23 protein-coding genes are annotated in these 25,098 nt (G+C 51.3%); 6 read left to right on the plus strand and 17 right to left on the minus strand.

What is annotated here, in order from left to right; genetic code table 11:
• Window positions 1-6: 6 nt before the first annotated feature.
• The 4 genes from ACETK5_RS25000 to ACETK5_RS25015 all read right to left on the minus strand — a co-directional run bounded on the left by ACETK5_RS25000 (window position 7) and on the right by ACETK5_RS25015 (window position 4,976).
• On the minus strand, window positions 7-1,221 hold the full coding sequence (locus ACETK5_RS25000) for a response regulator transcription factor (RefSeq protein WP_394058493.1): 1,215 nt from the start codon (window positions 1,219-1,221) through the stop codon (window positions 7-9).
• Window positions 1,218-3,161: a cache domain-containing sensor histidine kinase gene (locus ACETK5_RS25005; protein WP_394058495.1), complete on the minus strand. Its 1,944-nt coding sequence runs from the start codon at window positions 3,159-3,161 to the stop codon at window positions 1,218-1,220. The genes ACETK5_RS25000 and ACETK5_RS25005 overlap by 4 nt, the downstream gene beginning before the upstream one ends.
• Complete coding sequence (locus ACETK5_RS25010; RefSeq protein WP_100540708.1) at window positions 3,142-4,149, minus strand: substrate-binding domain-containing protein; 1,008 nt, start codon at window positions 4,147-4,149, stop codon at window positions 3,142-3,144. The genes ACETK5_RS25005 and ACETK5_RS25010 overlap by 20 nt, the downstream gene beginning before the upstream one ends.
• A gap of 227 nt (window positions 4,150-4,376) precedes the next feature.
• Window positions 4,377-4,976, minus strand: a complete 600-nt coding sequence (locus ACETK5_RS25015; protein ID WP_100540707.1) for a TetR/AcrR family transcriptional regulator — start codon at window positions 4,974-4,976, stop codon at window positions 4,377-4,379.
• Window positions 4,977-5,163: 187 nt separating this feature from the next.
• On the opposite strand from ACETK5_RS25015, the gene ACETK5_RS25020 reads away from it, so the two are divergent.
• Both ACETK5_RS25020 and ACETK5_RS25025 read left to right on the plus strand, forming a co-directional pair.
• Entirely contained in the window at window positions 5,164-5,874 is a 711-nt protein-coding gene (locus ACETK5_RS25020; protein ID WP_100540857.1) for a futalosine hydrolase, read from the plus strand.
• On the plus strand, window positions 5,871-6,725 hold the full coding sequence (locus ACETK5_RS25025; RefSeq protein WP_100540706.1) for a 1,4-dihydroxy-6-naphthoate synthase: 855 nt from the start codon (window positions 5,871-5,873) through the stop codon (window positions 6,723-6,725). Before ACETK5_RS25020 ends, ACETK5_RS25025 begins: the two co-directional genes overlap by 4 nt.
• 218 nt (window positions 6,726-6,943) lie before the next feature.
• On the opposite strand, the gene ACETK5_RS25030 is transcribed toward ACETK5_RS25025, so the two are convergent.
• A complete protein-coding gene (locus ACETK5_RS25030) occupies window positions 6,944-7,459 on the minus strand; it encodes a mismatch-specific DNA-glycosylase (RefSeq protein ID WP_394058498.1) in 516 nt (171 codons plus the stop codon).
• 43 nt (window positions 7,460-7,502) lie between these two features.
• On the minus strand, window positions 7,503-8,006 hold the full coding sequence (locus tag ACETK5_RS25035; protein WP_326115423.1) for a hypothetical protein: 504 nt from the start codon (window positions 8,004-8,006) through the stop codon (window positions 7,503-7,505).
• A gap of 154 nt (window positions 8,007-8,160) precedes the next feature.
• On the opposite strand from ACETK5_RS25035, the gene ACETK5_RS25040 reads away from it, so the two are divergent.
• Both ACETK5_RS25040 and ACETK5_RS25045 read left to right on the plus strand, forming a co-directional pair.
• Window positions 8,161-8,679 (plus strand): RNA polymerase sigma factor, encoded by a 519-nt coding sequence (locus ACETK5_RS25040; RefSeq protein WP_100540703.1) that lies wholly within the window; start codon window positions 8,161-8,163, stop codon window positions 8,677-8,679.
• Complete coding sequence (locus ACETK5_RS25045; RefSeq protein WP_394058500.1) at window positions 8,676-9,695, plus strand: DUF4871 domain-containing protein; 1,020 nt, start codon at window positions 8,676-8,678, stop codon at window positions 9,693-9,695. Before ACETK5_RS25040 ends, ACETK5_RS25045 begins: the two co-directional genes overlap by 4 nt.
• Before the next feature lie 235 nt (window positions 9,696-9,930).
• Here the strand turns inward: ACETK5_RS25045 and ACETK5_RS25050 are convergent, their stop codons facing one another.
• Window positions 9,931-10,809, minus strand: coding sequence for a DUF6612 family protein (locus tag ACETK5_RS25050; protein ID WP_100540701.1), 879 nt, complete (start codon window positions 10,807-10,809; stop codon window positions 9,931-9,933).
• Between the two features lie 125 nt (window positions 10,810-10,934).
• On the opposite strand from ACETK5_RS25050, the gene ACETK5_RS25055 reads away from it, so the two are divergent.
• Both ACETK5_RS25055 and ACETK5_RS25060 read left to right on the plus strand, forming a co-directional pair.
• Window positions 10,935-11,495 carry an SLOG family protein gene (locus ACETK5_RS25055; RefSeq protein ID WP_100540700.1) on the plus strand — a complete coding sequence of 187 codons (561 nt, stop codon included), beginning with the start codon at window positions 10,935-10,937 and terminating at the stop codon, window positions 11,493-11,495.
• A gap of 106 nt (window positions 11,496-11,601) precedes the next feature.
• Window positions 11,602-12,294, plus strand: coding sequence for a pseudouridine synthase (locus ACETK5_RS25060; protein WP_100540699.1), 693 nt, complete (start codon window positions 11,602-11,604; stop codon window positions 12,292-12,294).
• A 170-nt stretch (window positions 12,295-12,464) separates the two neighbouring features.
• On the opposite strand, the gene ald is transcribed toward ACETK5_RS25060, so the two are convergent.
• From ald to ACETK5_RS25110, 10 genes are all read right to left on the minus strand, one after another.
• Complete coding sequence (ald, locus tag ACETK5_RS25065) at window positions 12,465-13,583, minus strand: alanine dehydrogenase (RefSeq protein ID WP_394058503.1); 1,119 nt, start codon at window positions 13,581-13,583, stop codon at window positions 12,465-12,467.
• 274 nt (window positions 13,584-13,857) lie between these two features.
• Window positions 13,858-15,372 (minus strand): alpha-glucosidase/alpha-galactosidase, encoded by a 1,515-nt coding sequence (gene melA, locus ACETK5_RS25070; RefSeq protein ID WP_326115428.1) that lies wholly within the window; start codon window positions 15,370-15,372, stop codon window positions 13,858-13,860.
• A 107-nt stretch (window positions 15,373-15,479) separates the two neighbouring features.
• A complete protein-coding gene (locus tag ACETK5_RS25075; protein ID WP_394058505.1) occupies window positions 15,480-16,400 on the minus strand; it encodes an AraC family transcriptional regulator in 921 nt (306 codons plus the stop codon).
• 200 nt (window positions 16,401-16,600) lie between these two features.
• Entirely contained in the window at window positions 16,601-18,598 is a 1,998-nt protein-coding gene (locus ACETK5_RS25080) for a methyl-accepting chemotaxis protein (RefSeq protein WP_394058507.1), read from the minus strand.
• 6 nt (window positions 18,599-18,604) lie between these two features.
• Complete coding sequence (locus tag ACETK5_RS25085) at window positions 18,605-18,727, minus strand: hypothetical protein (protein WP_279300485.1); 123 nt, start codon at window positions 18,725-18,727, stop codon at window positions 18,605-18,607.
• 216 nt (window positions 18,728-18,943) lie between these two features.
• On the minus strand, window positions 18,944-19,609 hold the full coding sequence (locus ACETK5_RS25090) for a response regulator transcription factor (RefSeq protein ID WP_394058509.1): 666 nt from the start codon (window positions 19,607-19,609) through the stop codon (window positions 18,944-18,946).
• Window positions 19,610-19,664: 55 nt separating this feature from the next.
• The gene (locus ACETK5_RS25095; RefSeq protein ID WP_100540693.1) at window positions 19,665-22,100 is read right to left on the minus strand and encodes a sensor histidine kinase; all 2,436 of its coding nucleotides are present in this window, start codon (window positions 22,098-22,100) and stop codon (window positions 19,665-19,667) included.
• 356 nt (window positions 22,101-22,456) lie between these two features.
• Complete coding sequence (locus tag ACETK5_RS25100; RefSeq protein WP_100540692.1) at window positions 22,457-23,257, minus strand: ABC transporter ATP-binding protein; 801 nt, start codon at window positions 23,255-23,257, stop codon at window positions 22,457-22,459.
• The gene (locus ACETK5_RS25105; protein WP_100540691.1) at window positions 23,244-24,254 is read right to left on the minus strand and encodes an ABC transporter ATP-binding protein; all 1,011 of its coding nucleotides are present in this window, start codon (window positions 24,252-24,254) and stop codon (window positions 23,244-23,246) included. The genes ACETK5_RS25100 and ACETK5_RS25105 overlap by 14 nt, the downstream gene beginning before the upstream one ends.
• A 7-nt stretch (window positions 24,255-24,261) precedes the next feature.
• Window positions 24,262-25,098, minus strand: coding sequence for an ABC transporter permease (locus ACETK5_RS25110; RefSeq protein WP_071223543.1), 837 nt, complete (start codon window positions 25,096-25,098; stop codon window positions 24,262-24,264).

The following is a 25,098-nucleotide window of genomic DNA, read 5'->3' on the forward strand; positions in this document are numbered from 1 at the left end:
AACCACCTATTCTTCCTGAACCGTCGCCCCTTTGCGGTACCGGTTCGGCGATACCCCCATCACCTTCTTAAAAGCCGTGCTGAAATAATGCTGGCTGTCATATCCCACCCGCTCCGCGATGTCCAGGATACTCAGATCGGTGGAATTAAGCAGCTGGATCGCCTTTTGAATCCGCGTCTGGGTCATAAGTGTAATAAAGGACGTGCCCAGTTCTTTCTTTAGCGTTCGGCTCAGATAGACTGGCGAAACCTGCAGCGCCTGGGCAAACGATTCCAGCGTCAGCTCCCGAACGGCATACTGCTCCTGGATGAGCTGCCGGGCCCGCCGTACTAACGGAGACAGCTGCGCATCCTTGAACACCCCATCCCGGCAGGCCTCATAGGCTGCCGCAACCGCTCCCACTCCTTCCGATACAAGCTCCATATGAACGTTGACAGTCAGCTTCAAGTACTTCTGAATGGATTGCTCGGCATCGGCTGCGATTTCCACATCCGTCTCTCCCCATAAACAGATGCCGATCCATCCTGTATGATCACGGAACAAAACACAAGGAGCGGGATGGATCAGCTCGGAAATGATATTCTCCATCGCGAACAGATACAGCTGCCGGTCGCTTTCCTTCATCAACGGCTGCGGAGCCGTCATCTCCGGCCATCTGGCGATGCCGACCTGAGTAGGCTTACTAGGAGGAAGCCCGAGAAACTCCAGCTGCTCCAGCGCCTCCTCCTCATCCAGCAGGCCATGCATCCATTCCAGGCAGAATCGTTCCCGCAGCAGCGGAATATTCTTCTCGATTTGCTCGGAGGCCTTCTTCAGATAAATCTCCTGGATTTGCCGGTCATTCAGTTCATCCCTTACGCTTCCAAGCACTCGAATCAGGTGATCCGCATTCACCGGCTTTAATATATAATCCTTAACCCCGAGCCGGATCGCTTCCTGCGCATAAGCAAATTCGTCATGGCCAGTAATAATGACGAACCGGCATTCGGGACGTTCTTCCTTCATCCGCTTCATGAGCCCGATGCCATCCAGGAACGGCATATTCATATCGACCAGCATAATGTCGATCGGCCGGCTGAGCGCAAGCTCCAGCGCTTCCTCGCCATCCTCCGCTTCGGCAGCCACCTCCATGCCAAGTGCCTCCCAATCCACCGCATCCCGAATACCTTCGCGGATAATCGGTTCATCGTCAGCAATCAGGACTTGATACGCTTTATTCATAGCCTGTCTCTCCTATCATCATTGGAGGACGAAGGGCCGGTATGCAGCAGCGGATGCGTAATCATTACCGTGGTTCCCTCGTTCTCTATACTGTCAATTGCGATTCCGTACTCATCGCCAAACGTTAGCTTGATACGAGCCTGTACATTCAGCATGCCGTAGCTGCGGCTTTCGCCTACCCTTTCTCCCGGAGTCGTCTCCATGGCCGCTACCGGGTCGGCAAGCTGTTTGCGAAGCGCTTCCAGCCGCTCAGTAGACATGCCGGCCCCATTATCCTGGACGCCTAGGAGAAGAACATCTCCGTTCACCTGGGCTTTGATGACAATGCGCCCAGGCCCCCTGCGAGCCTTAATGCCGTGGTATATCGCGTTTTCCACCACCGGCTGCAGAAGGAGCTTCAGCACGTACAATTTCTCAGCCTCAGGCGAAAGCTCCATCTCAACCTGCAGCCTGTCCCGGTAACGCGTCTTCTGTATCTGCAGGTAACTGCTGATATGCATCCATTCGTCGGACATGGGAATGATATCATCCCCTTTGCTGAGCCCGATCCGAAACAGCCGCGACAAGGATTCCACCAGATCCGAAACATCGTCCGCCCCTTTCTTGCGGGCCATCCAATGGATTGTATCCAGCGTGTTGTATAGAAAATGCGGCTTAATATGCGCCTGCAGGCTGCGCAGCTCCGCTTCGCGCTTCTGCTTCTCCCGCAGCTCGCTCAGCTTCATCAACTTGCGAATCTGCAGAAGCATGCGGTTAAAGCTGCGTCCAAGCATGCCCACCTCATCCTGCCGGTTTCCCCAATAACGGGTCGTCAAATCCCCGGATTCGGCTTTTTGCATGAAGGACATGAGCTGCCAGATCGGTCTGGATATCGACTGTGAAAGCGTGTAGGATGCAGCTACCCCAAACAAGCACACCACAAACAAGAAACAAATCATATAAAACCGGATCTCCCGAACCTCATACACCGATTCGCTGGTTGGAAACACGCCGATCGTCCGCCAGCCGGTAAAGGAGGAGGTGCCGTATATCAATTGCAGCCGCTCTCCATTCACCTCACGGATCAAGGCTCCGCTGTCCTCGTCCGGAAACCACGAAGGGGGAATGGACGGGATGATGGCATCCTCCGGCGTGTAAATGCTCGAGCCGCCGGCCTCGGCCACCATCAAATACCCGCTTTTTCCAAGCGTGACATCCCGGACCGCTCTCGCGACTGCCCGCAGCTTCAAATCGATCAATACCGCTCCGGTTACTTCCCTCGTGTCCGGATCCACAAACGAGCGAACGACCGACACCAGCTCTTCGTTGCCGTAATGAACATGGGTGGTGACCTTACGGTCTGCCGGATGGCCCAGCACTGTAAAGATACCTTCATTTAAAACAGCCTCATGGTACCAAGCTTCCTCCGTCAAGGTGGCAGGACCGCGTGCATACATTTCGTTACTGATGTATTCCCCATCACGATTGACCAGAAGAATGGAGGCGATTTCCGGGTACAGCGTCGTGAAGCCTTGAAGATATCGCTTAATTTCGTAATTTTCCTCATTGTCCTGCTTCACCGAGAACGACTGCGGGCCGGAATTCCCCGTATCTTCGGTCCCTGCGGCCGGCTTATCCCCTTGGATTTCCCCCTGCAGAAACCGCTCCGTGCGTGGGTCAAATCCGATCAAATACGTAATATTCTGGAGATTCTCCATATCATTGTCCAAGGTCTGATTGACCTTACCGATTAATTGAATGGTGTTTGAGGTTACCTGCTGATCCACAATGCGGTTAACCGTCCAATTAACGAGGACGCCCAGTGCGATCGAGGGCAGGATGCCAACCATGAGGAACAAGATGACCAGCTTGTATCTCAGCGGCAAATCCCCGAACCGCAGCCACCGCCAGATGCCTTCGCGCCAGGATTCCGCTCTGTTTCTATTTTGCATAATAATCATTCACATTCTCTCGGGTCACGATCGAGATCCCGGTGTCCACCCTAACAGGAAGCGGAGACACATCGTTGCCGAGCGTCGGGGCCGGTACGGTAAGACCATGATGCAGATGAAATAAATACTGCAGCGACCAATAGCCCATATTCCACGTTCCCTGGGCGATCGTTGCCGCGATGGTTCCATCAGAGATCCGGTCCAGCGTCCCTTTATTCGTATCGAATCCGATAATGGTAATCCGGTTCGCTTTATTTGCGCCGATAACGGCATCTGCCACGCCCATTCCGCCACTGGCCTCCGTTACGAAGATCCCTTTGAGATCCGGGTGTTTGTCCAGCATGTCGGCAGCAGCCTCTTTGGCAACAAGGGTATCCCCTTTGCCTTCCCTGATCTCCACCACGGACATGCCCGGATATCGCTGCGCTAAGGTGTCTCTGAAGCCTTCGGAACGGTCATCATGATTCTGCTGCCCAGGCTGGGTAACAATCCCGATCTCCCCTTCCCGGCCGAGAAGCTGCGCCATTTTATCCGCGGCCGCAACGCCAGCGTTGTAATTGTTGGTCGCCAGGAAAGAATAAGCCTTACTGTCAGGTGCATCCGCATCGAACAGCACAACGGGGATCCCGGCTTCCACGGCTTTATTAATCGTTGACGTCAGCGCTTTGGAATCGATGGCCGATAAGGCGATACCGGCGGGCTTTTTGGCAATCACTTGTTCCAGAACGGTGATCTGTTCCTCCACGTCATATTGTGTAGAGCCGCGGTAATCAACCGATACGCCCAGAGCATCCCCTCCATCCTCGAAGCCCTTTAAAATATTCTTCCAATATTCCATGCCGGATTGAAAAGTCACCATGACATAATTCTCCCCAATGCTGCCGTGCAGGCCGCCCTCCTCCCAAGCCGAAGAACGCTTGTCCTCCAGCCTGTACATGAACACATAGGTGAGAAAAGCCAATAGAAGCGCACCGTATACCAGCATCATCTTCTTCATGAATAAGTCCCCCGATCCTTGATCCTTCGTTCGTCATCTGCAGTTGCAATCGGTTACATAAACGTATAATGAATATACTGCAATTCTTTGAAAAAGATCAAACGCTTGCTGGGATTGGGCTCTGGTCAGCAGTAAAAACAGGCCGTCCACGATTATCCCTACCCGTGTCACAGCCTGTTTTCCGATACTTTAATGATCTTACTTTTTATACAATAAATTTCACAGCCTTATGTAGTCCGCTTAGCCGGATAAATGCTGATGCCGTGCATAAATAAACTCACCACATGACGCGCGAGATCCTCAGGAGTACGCTTGCCTGTCAGAAGCTGCTGGGAGGTCAGTCTTTCAATGACACCGACTAAGCACTCCGCAACAATGTGCATATCGGAATCACCGTCAAAGTACCCGTCCCGCTGCTCAGCTTTCAGATTTTGCTCAATCATGGCTGCCATTTCAGATTTTATGATGACAGAGTCATCCCCAATGAAAAAACCGATTTGCGTCAGATCCGGGTCTTTGCCAAGAAACGCGAACAATCCCGTCAGCACACTCTGCAAACGACCGGTCACATGATCCTCATCGATTCCGCTTTCCAATCTGCTACCCTCGAGCAGAATCTTGAGCTCAGAACGAAATTTCTCCACCAGCTCCTTGAAAACAGCTTCTTTGCTCTCAAAATACAAATAGAATGACGGCTGCGTCAATCCAGCCCGGGAAACGATGGTGCTGATCTTTGTCTGATGGTATCCTGACTTTGCAAATTCATTGGCAGCGACAATCAGTAGTCTAGCCCGGCTTTCTTGTCCATTCGCACCCTTCTTACGCAAAGCTATCCAACCTCCGAATCTAGTCATGATGTAGGTAAGTTACCGTCCATTATACTCTATATCGGAAAGATGCTGCTACACATAAAGTCCAAGCTTAACATGCACGAGACTTTACATCGCCACAAGAACGTTATAACGTAAAAGGATAGCGATGTTTATCGTTACAGCCAAGAAGGAGATTAATACCATGCAGAAACAAACCCAATCCAACTCGGTGGATATGACCGAGTCACATAACTCGCCAGACCCGTCTTCCAAGCGCGTGCTTATTGTTACGGCAGTCGATGCCGAAAAAGAAGCCGTACTACGCGGGCTTAAGGGTGCACACGGATTTGATGTGATCGCGGGTGGAGTTGGTCCCGCGGCTACCGCTGCTGCGACTGCCCGCCAGCTGATTCAAGGCACCTATGACTTTGTTGTCAGCGCAGGTATCGCCGGAGGATTTGCCGGCCAGGCTGAGGTTAGTTCCATCGTCATTGCGGACACCATCATTGCCGCTGATCTCGGTTCGGAAACCGAAGACGGCTTCAGCAGCGTCCAGGAGCTCGGCTTCGGAATGGATCGGGTACAGGCAGATCCAGCCTCTGCCAGAAAATTTGCGGAGGCCTTAAAGATTGCCGGCGCGTCCGTAACCCTCGGGCCTGTGCTGACGGTCTCCACCACGACGGGAACAGCAGCTACGGCTGCACGTCTCCTCCATCGGGTGCCGGACGCCGCAGCCGAGGCGATGGAGGGATTCGGCGTGGCCACCGCTGCCGCTGCAGCCGGTGTGCCCGTGCTCGAAATCCGTTCCATATCCAATCAGGTTGGACCGCGAGACCGCAGCGCATGGAAGATTAAGGAGGCGCTGCTGGCGCTTGAGACCGCAAGTTCATTACTACCGGAGGTGCTACGATGAAAATCGCTTTTTCCCCTTGCCCTAACGACACATTTGTATTTCATGCCTGGGTTCACGGACGGATTCCGGGCGCCCCCGAGCTTGATGTATCCTACGCGGATATCGATATCACCAATCACTGGGCGGCCGAGGATCGAGAACATGATATCTTAAAAATATCCTACGCCGCGCTGCCCTGGGTGCTGGATGAATATGCCCTCCTGCCCTGCGGAGGAGCACTTGGCCGCGGATGCGGGCCTCTCGTTCTGACGGCGGACAAGCTGACAGACGGGAAGGCCCCGGACAGTCCGGCTGCGCTGTCCGGCCGGCGGGTAGCCGTTCCGAGTGAGCGCTCCACGGCTTATCTGTTGTTCCGTCTGTGGGCTGCACAGAACGTACCTGGAGGACTCGGCGAAATCGTGGTGATGCCGTTCGATCAAATAATGCCGGCTGTCCGGGATGGAGCGATCGATGCCGGGCTTGTCATCCACGAGGCACGATTTACCTATCCGTCCTATGGATTGAAACTGATGACGGATCTGGGCAGTTGGTGGGAATCCGATACGAATCTGCCTATTCCTCTGGGTGCGATTGTGGCCCGCAGGTCGCTGGATTTGGCAAGCATCTCAAACTGGATCCGCTCCTCTGTCGAATATGCCTGGGAACATCCCGAGGACTCTCGGGCCTATGTCCTCCAGCACGCTCAGGAAATGGACCCGGATGTCGCCGATGCCCACATCGACCTGTACGTCAATCCGTTTACCGCAGAGCTGGGCGAAGACGGCTATGCCGCGATTTCAGCCCTGCTGAACCGTGCAGCCGATGAAGGACTTGTGCCGCGAATCGATCCCGAGCTGCTGAAGCGTCCATGATACGGCAACCTACCTCTTATGAAAAATCTCAATGGAGGTACGATCTCATAAAACAAACCGCGTATAGTGTTTTCTTGCGTGATCGGAAGATTTAGCTTCACGGAAAGCTTATATATTTTATGTTCAAAAGAGGAGCACCAAGAATCCGACAAACCGGGTCTTCTGGATGTTCCTCTTTTTCATTATCCCTATGAATGCTTCTCGTCCAGCTTCCTTGTTTAGAATTCATTCTTCGATATAAAATCATTCAATCGCCGATAAATTCCGATAATCTCATCCATTGGCATTCGTACCAATCCACTGGAAGAAGGAGCTACAAACTCGTGGACGCCGTCCACGACGGAGTCCGGCTGAATTCCCCAACCCACCTTGGCTTTACCGCTGAATTCGGTATACACGCCCTTGCCGACAAAACAAGCAACCTCCGGTCTGTACTCCGCCAGCTTCTCACGCAGCGTCTCTCTTCCGAGTCTGTACTCTTCGCGGGTAATGTCTTCGGCCCCCCGTGTAGGTCTGGCCACAATATTGGTAAACCCATACCCCAGTTTAAGCAATTCCCCATCCTCCGAGGCATCATATAAGCGAGGGGTCAAACCGGATCTATGCAGAATCCTCCAAAAATTGTTGCGAGGGTTCGCATAATGATGTCCGACTTCCCCCGACCGCAAACTGGGATTAAATCCGATAAATACAAGAGTCAATCCATAATCGAGATGATCGCTGACTTCGTTCATTCTGACTCCTCCTATCATCGTCTTATTCTGGGTTATCCTGAATTTAGTGAGAGCTCGATGCGGCAGCGCTGTTGTTGCGTTTGCGTATTTGGTGAATGCCCATCACCACGGTAACGAGCTCCCAGTCTCCGAGAACGTTGCTCTCATTCTGCAGCAGATAGGCCCCGGCCTGAAGCCAGCCGCTAATGCGGGAAAAATGGGCGATTCCCCTTCCAGCATCATCCGTTATTTCATATTCATTGGAAAAGGCAGGCGAAGTGATCTCATATACGCCCCGCGATCCCGCGTTGTATTCGAATTTTTTCGTGAAGAAGCTCATACGCATACGCAGCACGCCCAGCTCTTCCCCGCTGCCGCTCGCGATATGCCACTTGTTGGAGAAGAAACGAAACGAACCGCTGCATACCGGATCTCCCGAAGCGTTATACACGTCCAGCGAGGAGCCGAAAGCGCTCTTCAAATCCAGGCTTCCTATTACACTGCCTTCCCTATCCATAATATCTGTTATACCCGAGCTAAAAAAGTTATCCTTGAAATATAAATGCATACGCCTTCTCCCCTTCCTCGATTCCCTGCATACCTGTTATTCATTACAACGATTTGCACGTTAAATTGTTTCAAATTTTCGGGGGAATCCGGGAACCGATCCTTTGTTCAATTGTCTAATATTCGAGGTGATGCGATTGGAGTACCTGAAACAAATGGTGGCCGTAAATGAAGCAAGCACGGTGCTGAGCGATTTAATGGAGTCCTTCGGCCAGGACGTGTGGAACTATGCGTTCTTCCTAACAAAACGCAAAGATGCGGCTGATGATATCAGTCAGGACGTGTTCTTGAGAGCATTTAAGCACTGGAATGATTTTCAGGGCCGGAGCTCTGTCAAAACATGGCTGTTCACCATCACCCGCAACCTGTCCCTGAACTATCTCAAATCTCCCTTTATGACGAGGGTGTCTCTAACCGGCTGGATCACCTCCAAACAGACTGAGCCCTCCGCCGAAACAGAGTTTATGGATGCTGCTGCCGTCTCGCAGATTTGGAAGTACGTGATGGAGCTGCCGCCCAAATACCGGGAGGTGCTTATCCTGGAATCCCATTATCAGCTGCCGCGAAAAGAAATGGCGGAACTGCTCGGCATATCCGAAGGAACAATCAAATCCAGACTGCACCGGGCTCGCGCCCGAATGGAAAAGATGTTGAAAGGAGAGGATGTCCAGTGAAGACCGAACAAGAGCCGCAGCCGGATTGGATACAGGAACTCGCTTCTTCTCCATTCAATGAGCCGATGTTTACCGAGAAGATGAAATCCCGTGTATTGAACAGTGCCGCTAACGGCTCTGTAAAGAAGGGCCGAAACAAACGGAGGTCTCCAACGCGTCTGCGTGTTATAAGCGCATGTGCATTCATGATTCTTCTTCTAGTAGCGGTATGGGGATGGCGTGAGTCTCCTGCGCTTCAACGGATGATCCCCATCCAGGGCTGGGGATACGCAGCCAAGTGGACTCCCCGGAGCGTATATACGGATGATGGCGTGGATAAACTTCAGGCATTTCCGGGCGGGGATGCTGCCGCGGGCTCTCCGGTCGGTGCCTGGTGGAATCTGTTAACCCCAATTCAAGCGCTTGAAGGGAAAACGATCCGCATAACCGCCGTACACCGGGATACGGGAACTACCCTTGAAGAGCTTGCCGAGACGGTGATTACCTCCGATATGGCTTACGATAACTTCACCCGGGTCTCTTCCCGCTTTGCCCTGCCGCTCTCCGGGTTATGGCGATTCGACGTGATGGTGGACCAGGAGAAATACGGCGATATCGTGATCGATGTGCCGGACAGCAGCTGGGAGCCGAGCCCGAGCTTCGTTTCGGCTGCTTCTGAAGACCCGGTGGAGGCGATGCTGTCCTCCCAGTTTCCTCCCACTGAAATGACCGGCATTAAGGGACATCTCGGCTTTATTGATCCTGGGTTTATCGCAGGTCACCCCAATAAATATATGTGGCACTTTTGGGGAAGCAAAGAGGAATTAACGGGGGATCTGGTCATCACTGCCTTGAAACAAAATACGTCAAAGCTCATCGATGTATTTAAATCTCGCGTCACTCCTTATCCTCATAATGGTGCCGATGCCTCATTGCCGACAACGATGTCACTTCCTTCGCCTGGACTGTGGCGCATTATGGTCTCGATCAACGGTCAATTGTTCGGCAGCGTCATTGTCGAAGTTGCTAAACCATAAATTTGGCGATGCCCAAAGATCCATGAGCCGCTGGCCGTTAACACAAGCACGCCTCACGGCAAGCCTCCTAGTCAAACAACGGAGGAAGCCGTTGCCTTGACCCTACCGTTGAAATGAAATGGATTCCATCAAATAAGGCTGCCTCGGTCTGTAGAACATCTACAGAACCGAGGCAGCCTCTTCATGAGGAATATCAATCATTTCATATTCCGCTTATTTCATCAGCCAAACAGCATTACTCCGCGTTCAAAGCTTCCTTCGGCACTTCAATCTTGCTGATTTCGTTATGCTTGGAGTAAGCGCTCTTCATTTTCATATCCAAGGATACCTTCTGACCTTCGGCATCCATTGCCATTACCATGTCCAAATCGGTTGTTACCGGCAGGTAAGACTCCTTCTGTACGCCATAGATAATATGAATGCTCTTGATATCCATTTGATCCATCATGGCTTCCATCTGCGGATCGTTGCCCGCTTGGCTCATCATGGACTTGGCAAGCTCCTTCAGGTTGTCGCCGGAAACATCCGCCGTCAGGACGTATGTGTCTCCGTCCTCCGTTACTTTGAAGTCCTTAGCGAGGGACTTGAACTGCTCTACCTGCTGCTCTGGACTCGCACTGCTCATATCCAGGCTGTCGCGGATCTCCTGCTCCGATTCCTTCGGAACCTGCATCCATTGACCATCCATAAGCATGTAAATGCCGTCTTCCGTTATATACTGCTTCATCTCGACCTTGCCTTCCGGAGAATCCATCACAACGTTCTGCATCATCTCCACCGGCTCGAGCGTAAGTTCCGAATCAAGCGACATATTGACGTCTTGCTCCTGCTTCTCTTCGCCTTCAACCACGATATGCTGTTTAACATCGGCTTTCATCGCAAAGCTCTTCAAATTCTGGGAAGCTTCAGCCGATTTCTGAAGAAGCTCGTCAGCAGTTGGAAGAGCATCCTCCTTCGGTTCTTCTTTAGCTGGCGGCGTCTCTGTCGAAGGAGTCGTCCCTTGTTCCGTTGCCGGCGGCGTTGCGGCGTCCTCCGCTGCTTTGTTGTCCTTGCCGCATGCTGTCATGCTCATAACCAAAATTGCCCCTAGTAATACTGCTGTCCACTTCTTCAATCGAATTTCCTCCTAAAATATGTATTCCGGTTTACTTACCCATTCTATACGATTTGTAACATCGATTGATCAAAATTTCCGAAAAAGGTACACTAGACCTAATTCTTGTCAGGGAGCGTGCTCGATTGGAAAATCTTCTGATTACCGGATATCGGGCCCACGAGCTCGGTATTTACAACAACAAACACCAAGGCATACCTTATATACGCAAAGCAATTGCCAACCGCTTGGTTCCGCTGCTTGAGGAAGGCCTTCAGTGGGTCATCACTCCCGGCCAATATGGCGTGGACCTGTGGGCCATTGAAGCGGCTATCGAACTAAAGTCCCAATACCCCGACCTAAAATGCTCCATTCTGACGGCCTACCAGAATCCCGAGGAGCAATGGAATGAGGATAAAAAGGCTTATTTTCAGGAAGTGATGAAGGGGGTAGACTTCTATGCGCCGGTCAGCAAGAGCCCTTATCAGGGGCCGTGGCAATTTACGGCCAGAGACGATTTGCTTCTCCGCAAAACCGATGGCATTCTGCTGGTGTATGACGAAGACGGCGGCGAAGCCAGCCCCAAGTTCATCAAAGAACGAGCGCTGAAGAAGCAGGCAGCGGACGGCTACCGCTTCATCAGCATCGGTTCGGAGGAGATACAGGCTGTTGCAGACGAAGAGAACATGTCGCAGGATTTTTACTAGGCTCGCTTGCTCCCCGGTTACCACTTCGATCCGCCAGAGGAGGAAATGAGGAGAGGAGCTAACTAAATGAACCTGTGGCATTATTACACATGAGAAGCGGTGGAGCATGCGAATTAACAAATATATAAGTGAAACGGGATTTTGCTCGCGCAGAGAAACCAACCGATTGATTGCGGCCGGACGGATTACGATCAATGGCAAGGTGTGTGAAAAAGGGGCGGATGTTGAACTGCACGATCTCGTATTGATAGATGGGAAGGAAATTCCTCATAATGATAGCGAGGCGGTTTACCTGGCTCTCAATAAACCCATCGGTATTGTCTGTACGGCAGCAGAACATGTGGCGGGAAACATTATTCAGTTTGTTAACTATCCATCGCGCATATTTGCCATTGGGAGGCTGGATAAAGCCTCTGAAGGTTTGATTTTGCTTACGAATGACGGAGATATTGTGAACAAAATGATGCGTTCGGAACATAATCATGAGAAAGAATATGTGGTGACCGTGGACAAACCCGTTACGGACGCATTTATTCAAGCGATGTCTCAAGGTGTTGAAATCCTGAACGTAGTAACCAAACCATGCACGGTTTACAGGCAAAGCGAAGATGTTTTTCGTATCATTTTGACACAGGGCCTTAATCTGCAAATCCGCAGAATGTGCAAAGCCTTGGGGTACAGCGTGCTGAAGCTGGAGCGCGTCCGAATTATGAATATTACGCTGGATCAACTGGAACGGGGTGAGTGGAGGCATTTGGAGGAAACGGAACTGCATAAGCTCCTGTTTATGTTGACCTAGGCGAAGATGACCTCGTTGCAAGATGCCATCCAACATGGCAGGAACATAAAAAAGCCATTTTTCAACTTTGTCCACACTGGCCAACGAAAGCCCCCAAGGTTTACGTCATAACCCCCGGTATCATGTCAAATTTTTGAAAAATGGCTCTACATGCTTTAAACTTGTTATCTCTATGCCAGCAAATAATCGTCAATGCTGGTGTACGCATAACCATGAGCCGCCGCAACCGCTTCATAGGTTACCTTGCCGTCGATGACATTAATGCCCTTGGCAAGCGCTTTATCATGACGTGCGGCAGTCCGTAGTCCTTTACTTGCTATTCTCAACCCATAGGGTGCCGTTACATTGGTCAGTGCCATGGTGGAGGTTCTGGCTACGGCGCCCGGCATGTTGGCTACAGCATAATGGATAACACCATGCTTTTCATAGGTCGGGTTGTCATGCGTGGTGATCCGGTCGATCGTCTCAATGGAGCCTCCTTGATCAATCGCCACATCCACGATGACCGATCCCGGACTCATCTCTTTTACCATCTCTTCCGTTACGAGGCGCGGGGCTCGTGCACCGGGGATCAATACCGCACCCACAACAAGGTCGGCGGCCTTCACCGTTTCCGCAATGTGATACGGATCGGACATGATCGTTTTGACCCGTCCCTGGAAAAGATCATCCAGTTGACGAAGTCGGCCGGGATTAATATCGAGGATGCTGACGTCCGCACCGAGCCCCAGCGCAATCCTTGCCGCATTGGTGCCAACGATGCCGCCGCCGATAACGGCAACCTTACCCGGTGCGACGCCCGGTACGCCGCTTAGAAGGACACCCTTGCCGCCGTGCGCTTTTTCCAGGAAATGCGCCCCGATTTGAATGGACATTCTACCTGCCACTTCACTCATCGGTGTCAGCAGCGGCAAGCTGCCATCCGTCAATTGTATCGTTTCATAAGCAACGGCACTCACCTTACGTTCAACAAGCGCTTTGGTCAGTTCCGGCTCGGGGGCCAGGTGCAGATACGTGTATAGGATCATTTCCTCTTGAAAGTATTCATATTCCTCTTGCAGGGGTTCTTTCACTTTCACAACCATCTCGGCTTTCCACGCTTCGGCAGCCGTTGCAACCACTTTGGCTCCAGCCGCTCTATATGCTTCATCCGTAAAACCGATCCCAAGGCCGGCCCCGGATTGTACGAGAACTTCGTGCCCGGCATTTCTGAAGCTGACGACCGTACCCGGCGTCATGCCTACGCGACTTTCGTTATTTTTGATTTCTTTGGGAACCCCAATAATCATCCCCATGCCTCCTTAATGGTGAACTTTGCCTATCTAATTGAATTGTAACCATTTTTACCCAAACTGTGTACCTGTCTAAGGTCAGGGATTGTCCATCCGAATTTGTATCTAGGTATTCGTAGTATATGCAGGTAAAAGATGAACGGCTTGCAGAAAAAAACACTTCTGGCAGAGGGATTATAGCGGATTTTTGTCCGTTATACCATCCAAGCCCAAAGTGTTTGTTTAATTCGCATTTATGAAACTCTAAGTATTTCTATTGTTGATACCTTCGTTAATGTGCAACCGGATTACCTTTTTCGCGATCCTTCCCTTTGTCGGATTCACCTGCGTTTTTGTTTGCCTTCTCCCGATCGAGCTGCATCTCCTCCACCGTCTTCACCTTGAGTCTGGCGGCTCCTTCATACGGACGGGTAGGGATCAGATTGCCCGCTGTTAGACGTGCCTTCGCTTCGGCGATCGAAGCCGCATACTGAGGAAGCCATGCTTCACCGGCTACCAGCATTTCATCGACCAGCTGCCAGATTTCCTTCGGATTACATACCGCTCCGACCAGCGGATCCATCATAAATGCCTGACGAAGCAGCTTGTCATCTCCATGAACCGCCGCTTCAACCGCCAGCCGTTGAACGGATATGCTTACACTACACACCGCAGCCGGCCCTAACGGCAAACTCCCTACATGCGGCATGGATATGCCGTTCCGGTCGACGTAACCCGGCGCCTCAATGATGGCATCTTCCGGCAGATTTGCAATAATGCCTTCATTCACGACATTAAAATGTCCCCGGTATACCCGGCCGGTCTCCAAACCTTCAATAATGTAGGAGCCGTGCTCCTCTCCCCGTTGCTCCGGCGTGTACTCCATAGCCGGATCTTTCATCCAGTTCGGGAAATCGGTCTCGAACCAGTTGCGTCCCTCGGTACAGACTCGCAAATATCCGCCCGTCTCTCCGTTGATCCAGCTGCTGAGGTCAATCCACTCCGTAATTTCCTCCGGCCGTTTACGGTACCAAGGAACATATTCGCTTAGATGGCCGTTGGATTCGGTGCTGTAATATCCGAAACGCCTCAGCATATCGATGCGAACCTTCTCTGTCCTGCTGTACTCCGGATGTCGTTCAAATGCCTCCAGCAGCCCAGCCGTCAAGTCCTTGCCTTGATGTGAGGCTCGAATATACCAAGTCTGATGATTAATCCCGGCACAGACAATATCGACCTCTTGTTTTTTCAAGCCATACACCTCGGCGATCTGGTGATGCCCATGCTGCACGCCATGGCATAAACCAATCGTCCGCACGCCGCCATACTGATTGCATGCCCATGTCAGCATGGCCATCGGATTCGAATAGTTCAATAGCAGAACGTCAGGTGCGCACACCTCGCGAATATCCCGGCAAATGCTCAGCATCTCGGGGATTCCCCGCTGGCCATACATAATGCCGCCTGCACAGAGCGTGTCGCCCACGCATTGATCGATGCCATATTTCAGCGGAATGTCCACATCCGTACGGAATGCCTCCAGTCCGCCCACGCGAATGGTGCAGATGACATATTTGGCATCCTGCAGGGCTTGTCTTCGATCCGTGGTGGACTGGATGGCAATCGACAGTCCATTCTCGGTAATGTCCCGCTGACACAATTCCGTGACCATATCCAGGTTATGCTGGCTGATGTCGGTGAAAGCAACCTCGATATCCCTGAACTCCGGTACAGTCAACAAGTCACGTAGAATTCCCCGGGTAAAGCCGATGCTTCCCGCTCCGATAAAAGCAACCTTAAATGACATTCTATCCACTCCCTAGCTGCAAATTAGATTGTAGTTATTGTAGCAATCGAGCGGTAGAAAGCGTTATCAAAATCATGACCTCTTGAACTCTTCCGAGTCAAAAATCCTCACTTCTTATCTGCTGCGGCATCCGGATCACCATATTTCCAGGCATTCCGGTCCTTCCGCAGCCGATATTCCACCGGCGTGGTTCCCGTATACTTCTTGAATAACATATGGAAATACTGCCGGCTGCCAACACCTACATAATCCGATATTTCATGTATGGGGATATCGGTCTGCTCCAGCAGCATTTTGGCCTTTTCCATGCGAATCATGGTCAGATACTCGGTGATTGTCCTGCCCGTTCCTCTGCGAAATACCCGATGCAAGTAGCCGGGATGCAGATTCACCTCGGCGGCAACGTCCTTCACCTGAATATTGCGGTCATAGTTCTGATGCAAGAAATCGACACTTCGTTTAATATAGAACTCGCTCTGCTGCACTTCGCTGCGTTCCCTTTCTTCATACAGACGGGCAATGCATACAAGGAGCTGAATAAACAGCATATGCGTCATCATTCTGCCCTCGGTCCCTCTCTGATCGAGTTCAAGCACGAGGCTCTTGAGCACCGGATATACCTCCTCCTGATCCGCTAGCACCAAGTAGGGAAACGGCCGATTCAGGAGAAAGGACACCTCTTCCTCCTCACCGGCAATCTGCCTAAGAGAAAGCGTCCTCCCTTCACATTCCATAAACCCGAACTCCACATTCAGCATTCGGCAGGAGACCGCCTGCTCAACGATTAACCGATGCGGGACATCGGCATCCAGCACCATAAACTCCCCTTTTTTGAGCGTGACGCTCTTTTCCGTATCGCCTACCTTCACGTCAATCCGGCATACCCCTGAAATCATATACATAATCTCGGTTGAATCATGCTGGTGGTAAGGCATTTCATAATCCATCCACTGCTTATAGTAATAGGCGTAAAAGCGGGGGACATAATCTCCCTCTTCTAATATCTGCTGAAACAAGCTGCCATTCACAACACGTGTTCCTCCCTTCGTCCGAGCAGTCCACCATGATTTATGGACAAAAACTTCTATCGACGTAATTCACAGAAGACAGACCGCGTTTAAGAGTAGTTATAGGTGTATTAAAATCTCACAGCGTACATAAATCGTCACTTTATATATAAAAAAAGCCCGGCCCTTAGGCCAAGCTTATCATCAATATGCCAGTGGTGCTACGAGATTTTGAAGGCCGATACGGTATGGTTCAACTCTTCGGCAAGCTCGGCAAGCGATTGTGCTGTTGCAGCCGATTCCTCGCTTGTAGCCGCCGTTTCCTCCGTCGACGAAGATATCGTTTCAATCGCGGTTGCCACCTCGGCAGCCTGGGCTGCCTGCTCCTCGCTGGCGGCTGCAATATCCATCACCTTACCCGCCGATTCGTTCACCATGCTTGTAATGTAGGCAAAGGCTTCACCGGCTTTTTCCGTGTGGATGACGCCTTGATTCACCGCCTCCACGCTATCGGTCGTATTCTTCTGCATGCCCTTGATGATATCGGCGATCTGCTTTGTGGCACCTCCGCTACGTTCGGCTAGCTTACGCACTTCATCCGCCACCACAGCGAAACCTCTTCCTTGATCGCCGGCACGGGCAGCCTCGATCGTGGCATTGAGGGCAAGCAGATTGGTCTGCTTGGCGATGTCGTCGATGACCTCGATGATCTCGCCGATCCGCTGGGAGTCAGCTTCGAGTTTGGCAACCTGCTCCCGTACCCGATTCATGCCTTCCACCGACTGCTGGACGATGCCGCTGCCTTCCGCTGCAATGCCGGAGGTTTGATTTACAAGCTCGGATGCAGCCGAGGCATCGCTCGCCACGGAATTGATGGCATTCGACCATTCATGGAACAATTCGCTAACGGTTTGCACGGATTCAGCCTGACTGCTGCTTCCAACGGCCAGTTCCTCGGCACCAGCCGACAGCTGCTGTGAAGCCGCGGCTACCGATGATGCGTTTATGTTCACTTTGCCGATCATTTCCTTCATGCTCTCCAGCAGCTGAGCGAATACTCTGGACAACGTGCCGATCTCGTCGGCTCTGCGAAGATAAACCGCAGGAACCTTCTGCGTGAAGTCTCCCTTCGACATGAACTCGCCGATAGCAACGGAAACGCCCAGCGGCTTCACAATGGATCTCGTTAACAGGACCACTACAGCCGCCATGGCCACCAAGGTGGCTGCACCGGCAACGATAATGGAGATGATCAGTGCATCCGACTTCGCCGTAATCTCATCCATCGGGATAATGATAGCGGCAGACCATGGCGTTTCGGTTAATCCGGTCTTGATCGGCGTATACAGCTTGTACAGCTCTGAATCTTCCTCGGCATAGACATCTCCTTCCCGAATCGCATCCAGTATGAGAGGAACCGTCTTGCCGGGATAGGCCTTTTCCAGCGTCTGCCCCATCAATCCGTCCTCCGGCGACGTTACGATCACGCCGGTATTCGAATAAATATGCGCATACCCCGTATCGAACAATCGGAATTGCTCCATTACGCTTTGCAAATGTGCCAGGGAAATATCGACGCCAACCACGCCGACGGTCTTTCCGTTATCGATAATCGGAACAACGAGCGATGTCATCATGACATCTTCGTTGCCTACTTTGAAGACGTACGGATCCATAATGATTTCTTTGCCGCTGTTCTTCGCCAGGAGATAGAAATCACCTTCCCCTTCGTGCTCATAATCCTCGATTACGGAATGTTCCAGGCCGGACTCCGTTCTTGCCCAGTAGGACATCATTCGTCCCGATTGGTCACTGCCGAGTTTGTTTTTATATTCGCTATCCTGTCCGTCAAAAGCATCCGGCTCCCACAACGTCCAGATCCCTTTCCAGGACGGATTGTCTTCCAGATTTCTTCTCAGTATCTCAGTAACGGCTGCACGATTCGTGGTATCGCTCTCTTTCATTCCAACAAAGCTTACAGCCAATGTACGCGCGGAGTTCATTACATCGTCGAGCTCTGCTTGTACAATCGCGCCGATCTTCTCACTCGTTGTCACCGCAAGCGTCTTGGCCGAATCCAGCGCTTCCTCCGTTGTAGTCATACTGATATAAGCCATCATGACAGCTAGAAAAATCGTGATCGACCCCAAAATGATAAGCAGCATACGGCTCTGGAGTTTCATAGCAAACAGAGCTTTCAAAGATTTCCATCGTTTCATTATAAGTCACCCTCGCTTCTTCCGGCTGTTAAATTCATTCCACTCTTCTTCGAGCTGCGCCAACACTTCCTCAATCTCTTCCAGTGACAAGAGGTCATCGACACCATATTCAAATAGGTCCTTTGTCATGCCGCAAGCAACCATCCTTCCTACTTACAGACTATATCCATCCAGTAACATAAGCATATACACTTACATACCTTTCGTAACCGAAATTCTCTTGCGTGCTCACGCAAGAATTTTGCGGGCTTCCCTGCGATTGTTGTCGAAGGGTAGCGAAATCATCTTTGAACATGTCAAGGGATGCAATGCTTCATGATCTGAATCGGAAGGAGAGCTAGCCTATCAGCCCATCTGGACAAAATCCGAATCCGAGAGGATTCCCATTTGCTTTGCCTTCAGTGCAGCTTCTATGCGTGACTTTACATTCAACTTTTGAAAGAGATTGGTTAAGCAGTACTCGAGTGAACGCTGGCTCATGATCACCGTTCCCGCAATCTCTTTGTTGCTCTTTCCGCGAGCGATTTCCTTGAGAATACTATATTCTTTATCGGTTATAGACGGGGCTGCCGGCGCCCCTGCCGTCCGTTCCGGACCATTTGCGGTCACACGACGAAGCTGCTTCACGAGTGTCAACGGCAGAACGACTTCTCCTCGCAGCGCACACCGAACAGCCGTTACCAACTGCTCTTTGCCCGACGTTTTCGAGACAAAACCAGCCAGTCCGGCCTCCATAATCAAATTAAAATGATTGCTGACTTCAAAGCCCGTATAAATCAGCATCACCGCGTCCGGAGCAATCCGGAGGATCTGCTTGGCCAAATCAATTCCGTTCATGCCCGGCATGTGCATATCAATCAGCATCACGTCAAAATGCAGCCTGCTCACCAGCTCCAGCGCCCGCTCCGGCGTATTCGCCAGCTTCACGAACATATCCTTTTCCTGCTCAAGCAGCACCTTGGTTCCCTCCATCACCGAGGGATGGTCATCCACCAATAAAATTTCGATCATCGTCACTCATGACTCCTTCAGTCTGATATCTTGCTTGCTTTGCTGCCGGCGGAATTTACCTTGCCGTTATGGATATATAGACAGCCAACCCCCCGCTATCCGATGAGTCGAACTGGATTTTGCCGTTCATGCTTCTCACCCGTTCCTTCATGCCGCCGATCCCCATGCTGTTGAATTGGTCCGATTGCTGGCTGGGGTCGATTCCAATCCCGTTGTCTTCATAACTCAGATTGACTTCATCCGACTGGGTGGACAAACGGAGCTTTACCTCCGTCGCGTTCGAATGCTTCGTTGCATTGGCCAGCAGCTCCTGGACAATTCTGTACAGTCCAATCAAATGATCGTCACTGATATCATCATCGAAGTTCGAACAGTCGAACTGTATCGAATAATTGGTGCGCAGCTGGGTAAATTCAAACAATGCCTCGAGCGAACGTTCCAACCCCTCCTCCTTCAGCAGTGGGGGACGAAGCTCGTTGCACGTAATTCGAATCTGATAAATCACATCCAGAAGCCCCTGCTCGATTTCCTCCAGCTGTGGACGCAGATGCTCTGGCAGCTCATGATCCGATGTAATCTGATTTAATTTCCTGTACCATATAATCTGTTCCTGGAGCGCGGCATCATGAAGATCCTGGGACAATCGCTTTCGTTCATTCTCGGATAAATGCAGCATCAGTCGCAGCAGCCATAGGGGCATGATCTGCTGGGATGAACCCAGCTTCTCCAGTTCCCTCGTCAAATCCTCAATGACGCGGAAGTTATCGTACAGAACACTTGCATAGCGCGTAATGGTCTCCAGCCATATTTTTTGGGCCTGTATCATAGGCTGAGGAACCACCTCTCCGCCAATGCAAACAATACTGCTGTCCCCATTCATTTCTCCAATCTTGACAAAATATCCGTCAGACATCTCAAACAGTTTACAGAATGGAATATGCTCGGGACCGCATGTATGGATCGCATGCAGCACCCCTTGTGGCGGATCTTTATGGCCCCCTTGGATCTTGATATGCAGGCTGTGGTGGTTGATCTGTATGAGGCTCACCCGATCCGTCCCCAGCACCTTTTTGATTTCCCGCACAATACGGGCATTCAATTCGCTTATCTTCACCATCCCGAAAAGATCGGAGGAGAATTGATCCAGACTCATCTGCAGCCTGAAATACAGGTCCTCGCTCTCCCGGACAAGCCTTTCGGCCGCAATCCGTTCCCGTTCCGCCCTCTTCTGCTCTGTGACATCCCGAATAATGGTCAGTGCTGTATTGCGTCCTATATATGGGATCGGCGTGGTAATGGCTTCAATATCAATAATCGTTCCATCCAGCCGGACCAGTTTGTTCCCGGCGAGCTCCGAGGTGTTCCCGCTTTCGTACACATGCTCAACCTCCGAAATCACGAACTCAACCTGATCCGAGGGAATGATGTCCTGGAGCGAAGTACTCGCCAATTGTTCGATATCCGTAATGCCCAATAAGGAAAAGCCCGCGGGATTCGCATAAATATAAGAAAAATCGGAGTGCAGGAACATCGCGACCGGAGCGATATCGAGGATATGGCGGTTGATTCGATCACTCTCCATAAGGGCTCGTTCCGCTGATTTACGGGCGGTTATATCCTCAAAAAAAACTTCAATCGTGTCCGATTCCGCATCATACAGTGCCGTTGCCACGACATCGACCCGCTCTCCGTCTACTCGTTTTATGGCTAATTCCTCTGGCACAACCTCCCCTGTTCGAATAAGCCGTGTGAGCCGTCTGCGTGCCCACTCCTCATAGGGATCAAGCACCCAGTCCCAAGGATCTGTATCCAGGATGTTCTCAGGACCCGGCGCTCCAAGGATCCGAAGTCCGGCGGGATTCACGTACATGAGCTTGCGGTCCTTGCAGACTGCAATGGCAATAGGAGATACCTCCACCAGCCTGCGATACCGGTTCATGCTTTCCTTGAGCGCCTGTTCCATCTTCTTGCATTCCGTAATATCATACAGCGCCTCTTCCATGCGAAAGCGGGTGGTAATGTCAATGGCAATGCCATCGGTCCGAACGATTTGACCGGTTTCATTCATCGTCGGAATCATCTTCACCTGAACCCAGCGTACTTCGCCCTCCGCATGGATGATGCGGTATTCGGTATGAACGGCGTCGCCTTGTCGAAGTTTGTCTATCAACGATCGGAACAGCGTCATATCCTCTGGGTGGATCAGCGTTTCCCAGGGAAGACCGTCCGCGAAATCACGTTGTGAATAACCTGTGATTTTATGAAAAGCCAAAGAAGTATTTTGGATCCTCCTTATGCCGAAATCGTACGACCAAATGCCAACATCAAGTGTAAGCAGCATATCATCTAGCAGGCGGAATCTGTCCTCGGCCATGTCCAAGGCCTGATGGCTTAACTTCCGCTGATAACCGCTCCTGTACAAGAAAATCCAGAAAATGATGGTGAGGGCGACTAATGCCAAGATCGTTGCCCCCAAGATGTAAGTACACATGATGTTTGATGGTCTCCTTATGAAGCATACACGCAGTCACGTCTGATGCTTTGCGGTATACCGAATGCGAGCTGCGGGATAACTCAAATGGCAGCCATATCATTTATCGGCAGATCCTTCACAAATGCGAAGATCAAGAATAGAGAAATTTTACCGTAACCACTCGGAGTGTCATATTCACGAAAATAAACGAAGCGAATAGGGACTCTATTCTGTGCGCGCTATAACAAAAATGTCTATCGACGTACTTTCTCAGAGGACAGATCGCCTATAGTTGAATTTTTTAACAAAATAAAGCCCGAAGCGGCATTACGCTTCGGGCTTTTCCATCATGAGATTTCCACCATTCACGTCGCTCATGCCAAATCCCACTCGGAGTGGATCTTGGGCACATCTGAAATCAACTGCTGGGTATAAGGATGCTGCGGATTTAAGATAACCTCTTCCGCCGGTCCCCGCTCCACGACTTTCCCCTGCTCCATAATATACAGCGTATCGCTTACATAATAAGCGAGCCCTACGTCATGGGTAATGAAAATAATCGTCATGTTGTTCTCATCCCGCAGCTTCAAGAGCATATCCAGTATCGTAGACCTTGAGCATGCGTCGACCATGGAGGTCGGTTCATCCGCAATCAGCAGTTTCGGATGAAGCATGAAGATCCGGGCGATCATCAGGCGCTGCATTTGCCCGCCGGACAGTTCGAACGGGTATTTATTGTGCAGCTCTTCAAACTTCAGATTGACGAAGGAGCACGCTTCCTTCATTTTGCGGAATTGCTCCTCCTTCGTCAGTTTATCACCCTGCAGCTTGATGCAATCGAGCAGCAGTTTCTCGACTTTGTAGAACAGATTGAACGAAGAGAACGGGTCCTGGAAGATCGCCTGAATGTTTTTCCAATAGCGCTTCCGGTCTCTGTGCCGCTTCAACTGCCTTGGCTTGCCCATATATTCAATCGTACCGCTGCTCTCCTTCAGCAGGCCCATGATCATTTTGGCCAGTGTCGTTTTGCCGCTTCCGCTCTCGCCGACAATCGATATGATTTCGCCTTCATGGAAGGTAAAGCTAACATCCTCTACGGCGGTTGTCTTCTGTTTCCCGTAACCGAATACCTTTGTAAGATGCTCTCCCCGAATCAGGACATCATTCCTCTTCATTCGCATACCACTCCTTAAGCACACCCGGTTCCACGATGCAGCGATAGATTCGATCCTCCACGGTCTGGCTCGTAATCTTTCCCTTCCGACAGGCGTCCTGCACATAGGAACAGCGATCCGCGAACCGGCACCCCTCCGGCACGTTCTTCAGATTAGGCGGGGTTCCCGGGATGGCGGCCAGCTTATGTCCTTTCATACCTTCCTCCGGCACAATGATGGAACCCATCAGTTTTTTCGTATACGGGTGTATCGGGTCAAAAATCATTTGCTCTGCGGTTCCGCGCTCCACGATCTCCCCTGCATACATGACAATGATGTCATCCGTTACGTGATAAAGCAGCGGCAGCTCGTGCGTGATGAATACCAGAGACTGAATATAGCCCCGATCCAGCAGACTCTTCAGCAGCTTGATCACCGCTTTCTGCGAGGTTACGTCCAGCGCCGAGGTCGGTTCGTCCGCTATCAGCACTTTGGGATTCAGAATGGTGGAGATTGCGATAACCGTCCGCTGCTTCATGCCGCCTGACAGCTCGTTCGGATAGGAGTTCAGTACCTTGGTCGACAAATTCAAGGTTTCGAACCGTTCCGCCGCCATATCCCACACCTGCTTCTTGTTCAGCTCAGGGCGATGCTCCTTCATAATATCCTCGACAAAATGAATGATTTTGAGCGTAGGATTCAGGGCATTCATAGCTGCTTGCGGGATATACGATATCTCTCTTCCCGACACCTGGGAACGGAGCTGTTCCTTGCCAAGCTTCATAATGTCCGTACCGTTGATGACAATGGAGCCGCTGCCAAAATGCAGCGGTGGAAAATAGAATCCCATCAGGCTGAGCGCAAGGGTCGATTTACCGCAGCCGGATTCACCGGCAATGCCAAGCGTCTTCCCCTTCTCGAGTGAGAAGCTCACGCCGTCTACGGCATATACATGCTCCTTCAACCGGGTACGGTAATAGGTTTTCAATTCGTTAACTTCCAGTATATTTGTGCTCAAGGCCCCATCAGCTCCTAATCTTCGGATTGAATATTTCATCCATGCCGGTGTTCATCATGTACAAGGAGAAGGTGATGATGGCGATGGAGATCGCCGCCGGGATGAAGGCCCACCACGCGCCGGCAACGGGTGCTTCAAATACGAGTGCCCAGTTCATGATAATGCCAAGGGAAATCGTGTTGTACGGTCCCAGCCCCAGCATCGAGATGGAAGCCTCGGACAGAATGCCCGATGCCGTCTGCAGCACGAAAGCCATGACAACGTAGGAAGCGATGTACGGCAAAATTTCCGAGATGATAATGCGCGGCGTGCTGTATCCGGATATTTTCGCGATATTCACATGATCCCGGTTGCGGAGCGAGGATGTCTGTGCACGTACGGCCCTGGCCGTCCAGGGCCAGCTGGTAATGCCGATAATGACGGCCGTAACAAACGAGCTGCGCGAATCGATACTGACCGAGATCAGAATCAGGATGACAAAGGAAGGTATCACGATGAAGATGTTGGTGATCGCGGTCAGCAGATTATCGATCATGCCTCCGATGTACCCTGAGGCTAAACCGATCACAAGACCGATCACGGTAGCAAATACGCCGGCAATCAGCCCGACCTGCAAGGAGGTCCGGATACCATAGATCAATTCAAGGAATAAATCCCTGCCGAAGTTATCCGACCCCAGCAGCAGCTTCGAATCCGGCGGCTGGTACGCCAGTGCGATCATCTCCAGCGGGTCATTGCGGTTAAAGAGCGGGTAGATCAGCACCATGCCGATCATAGCCAGCAGCATGCAGGCTCCGAACATAAACTTTGGCGATTTGATCAATATGCGAAAGGAACTATTCAT

This window comes from Paenibacillus ilasis (assembly GCF_043195395.1).
Taxonomy (GTDB): domain Bacteria; phylum Bacillota; class Bacilli; order Paenibacillales; family Paenibacillaceae; genus Paenibacillus_AQ; species Paenibacillus_AQ lautus.

Coding starts and splice junctions, on each gene's coding strand:
- ACETK5_RS25010 (WP_100540708.1), bottom strand. CDS start 4,149: ATGAAGAAGATGATGCTGGTATACGGTGCGCTTCTATTGGCTTTTCTC.
- ald (WP_394058503.1), bottom strand. CDS start 13,583: ATGATTATTGGGGTTCCCAAAGAAATCAAAAATAACGAAAGTCGCGTA.
- ACETK5_RS25100 (WP_100540692.1), bottom strand. CDS start 23,257: ATGAAGAGGAATGATGTCCTGATTCGGGGAGAGCATCTTACAAAGGTA.
- ACETK5_RS25080 (WP_394058507.1), bottom strand. CDS start 18,598: ATGAAACGATGGAAATCTTTGAAAGCTCTGTTTGCTATGAAACTCCAG.
- ACETK5_RS25110 (WP_071223543.1), bottom strand. CDS start 25,098: ATGAATAGTTCCTTTCGCATATTGATCAAATCGCCAAAGTTTATGTTC.
- ACETK5_RS25085 (WP_279300485.1), bottom strand. CDS start 18,727: ATGACAAAGGACCTATTTGAATATGGTGTCGATGACCTCTTGTCACTG.
- ACETK5_RS25090 (WP_394058509.1), bottom strand. CDS start 19,609: ATGATCGAAATTTTATTGGTGGATGACCATCCCTCGGTGATGGAGGGA.
- ACETK5_RS25030 (WP_394058498.1), bottom strand. CDS start 7,459: ATGAACGAAGTCAGCGATCATCTCGATTATGGATTGACTCTTGTATTT.
- ACETK5_RS25025 (WP_100540706.1), top strand. CDS start 5,871: ATGAAAATCGCTTTTTCCCCTTGCCCTAACGACACATTTGTATTTCAT.
- ACETK5_RS25020 (WP_100540857.1), top strand. CDS start 5,164: ATGCAGAAACAAACCCAATCCAACTCGGTGGATATGACCGAGTCACAT.
- ACETK5_RS25000 (WP_394058493.1), bottom strand. CDS start 1,221: ATGAATAAAGCGTATCAAGTCCTGATTGCTGACGATGAACCGATTATC.
- ACETK5_RS25040 (WP_100540703.1), top strand. CDS start 8,161: ATGGTGGCCGTAAATGAAGCAAGCACGGTGCTGAGCGATTTAATGGAG.
- ACETK5_RS25035 (WP_326115423.1), bottom strand. CDS start 8,006: ATGCATTTATATTTCAAGGATAACTTTTTTAGCTCGGGTATAACAGAT.
- melA (WP_326115428.1), bottom strand. CDS start 15,372: ATGTCATTTAAGGTTGCTTTTATCGGAGCGGGAAGCATCGGCTTTACC.
- ACETK5_RS25005 (WP_394058495.1), bottom strand. CDS start 3,161: ATGATTATTATGCAAAATAGAAACAGAGCGGAATCCTGGCGCGAAGGC.
- ACETK5_RS25095 (WP_100540693.1), bottom strand. CDS start 22,100: ATGTGTACTTACATCTTGGGGGCAACGATCTTGGCATTAGTCGCCCTC.
- ACETK5_RS25060 (WP_100540699.1), top strand. CDS start 11,602: ATGCGAATTAACAAATATATAAGTGAAACGGGATTTTGCTCGCGCAGA.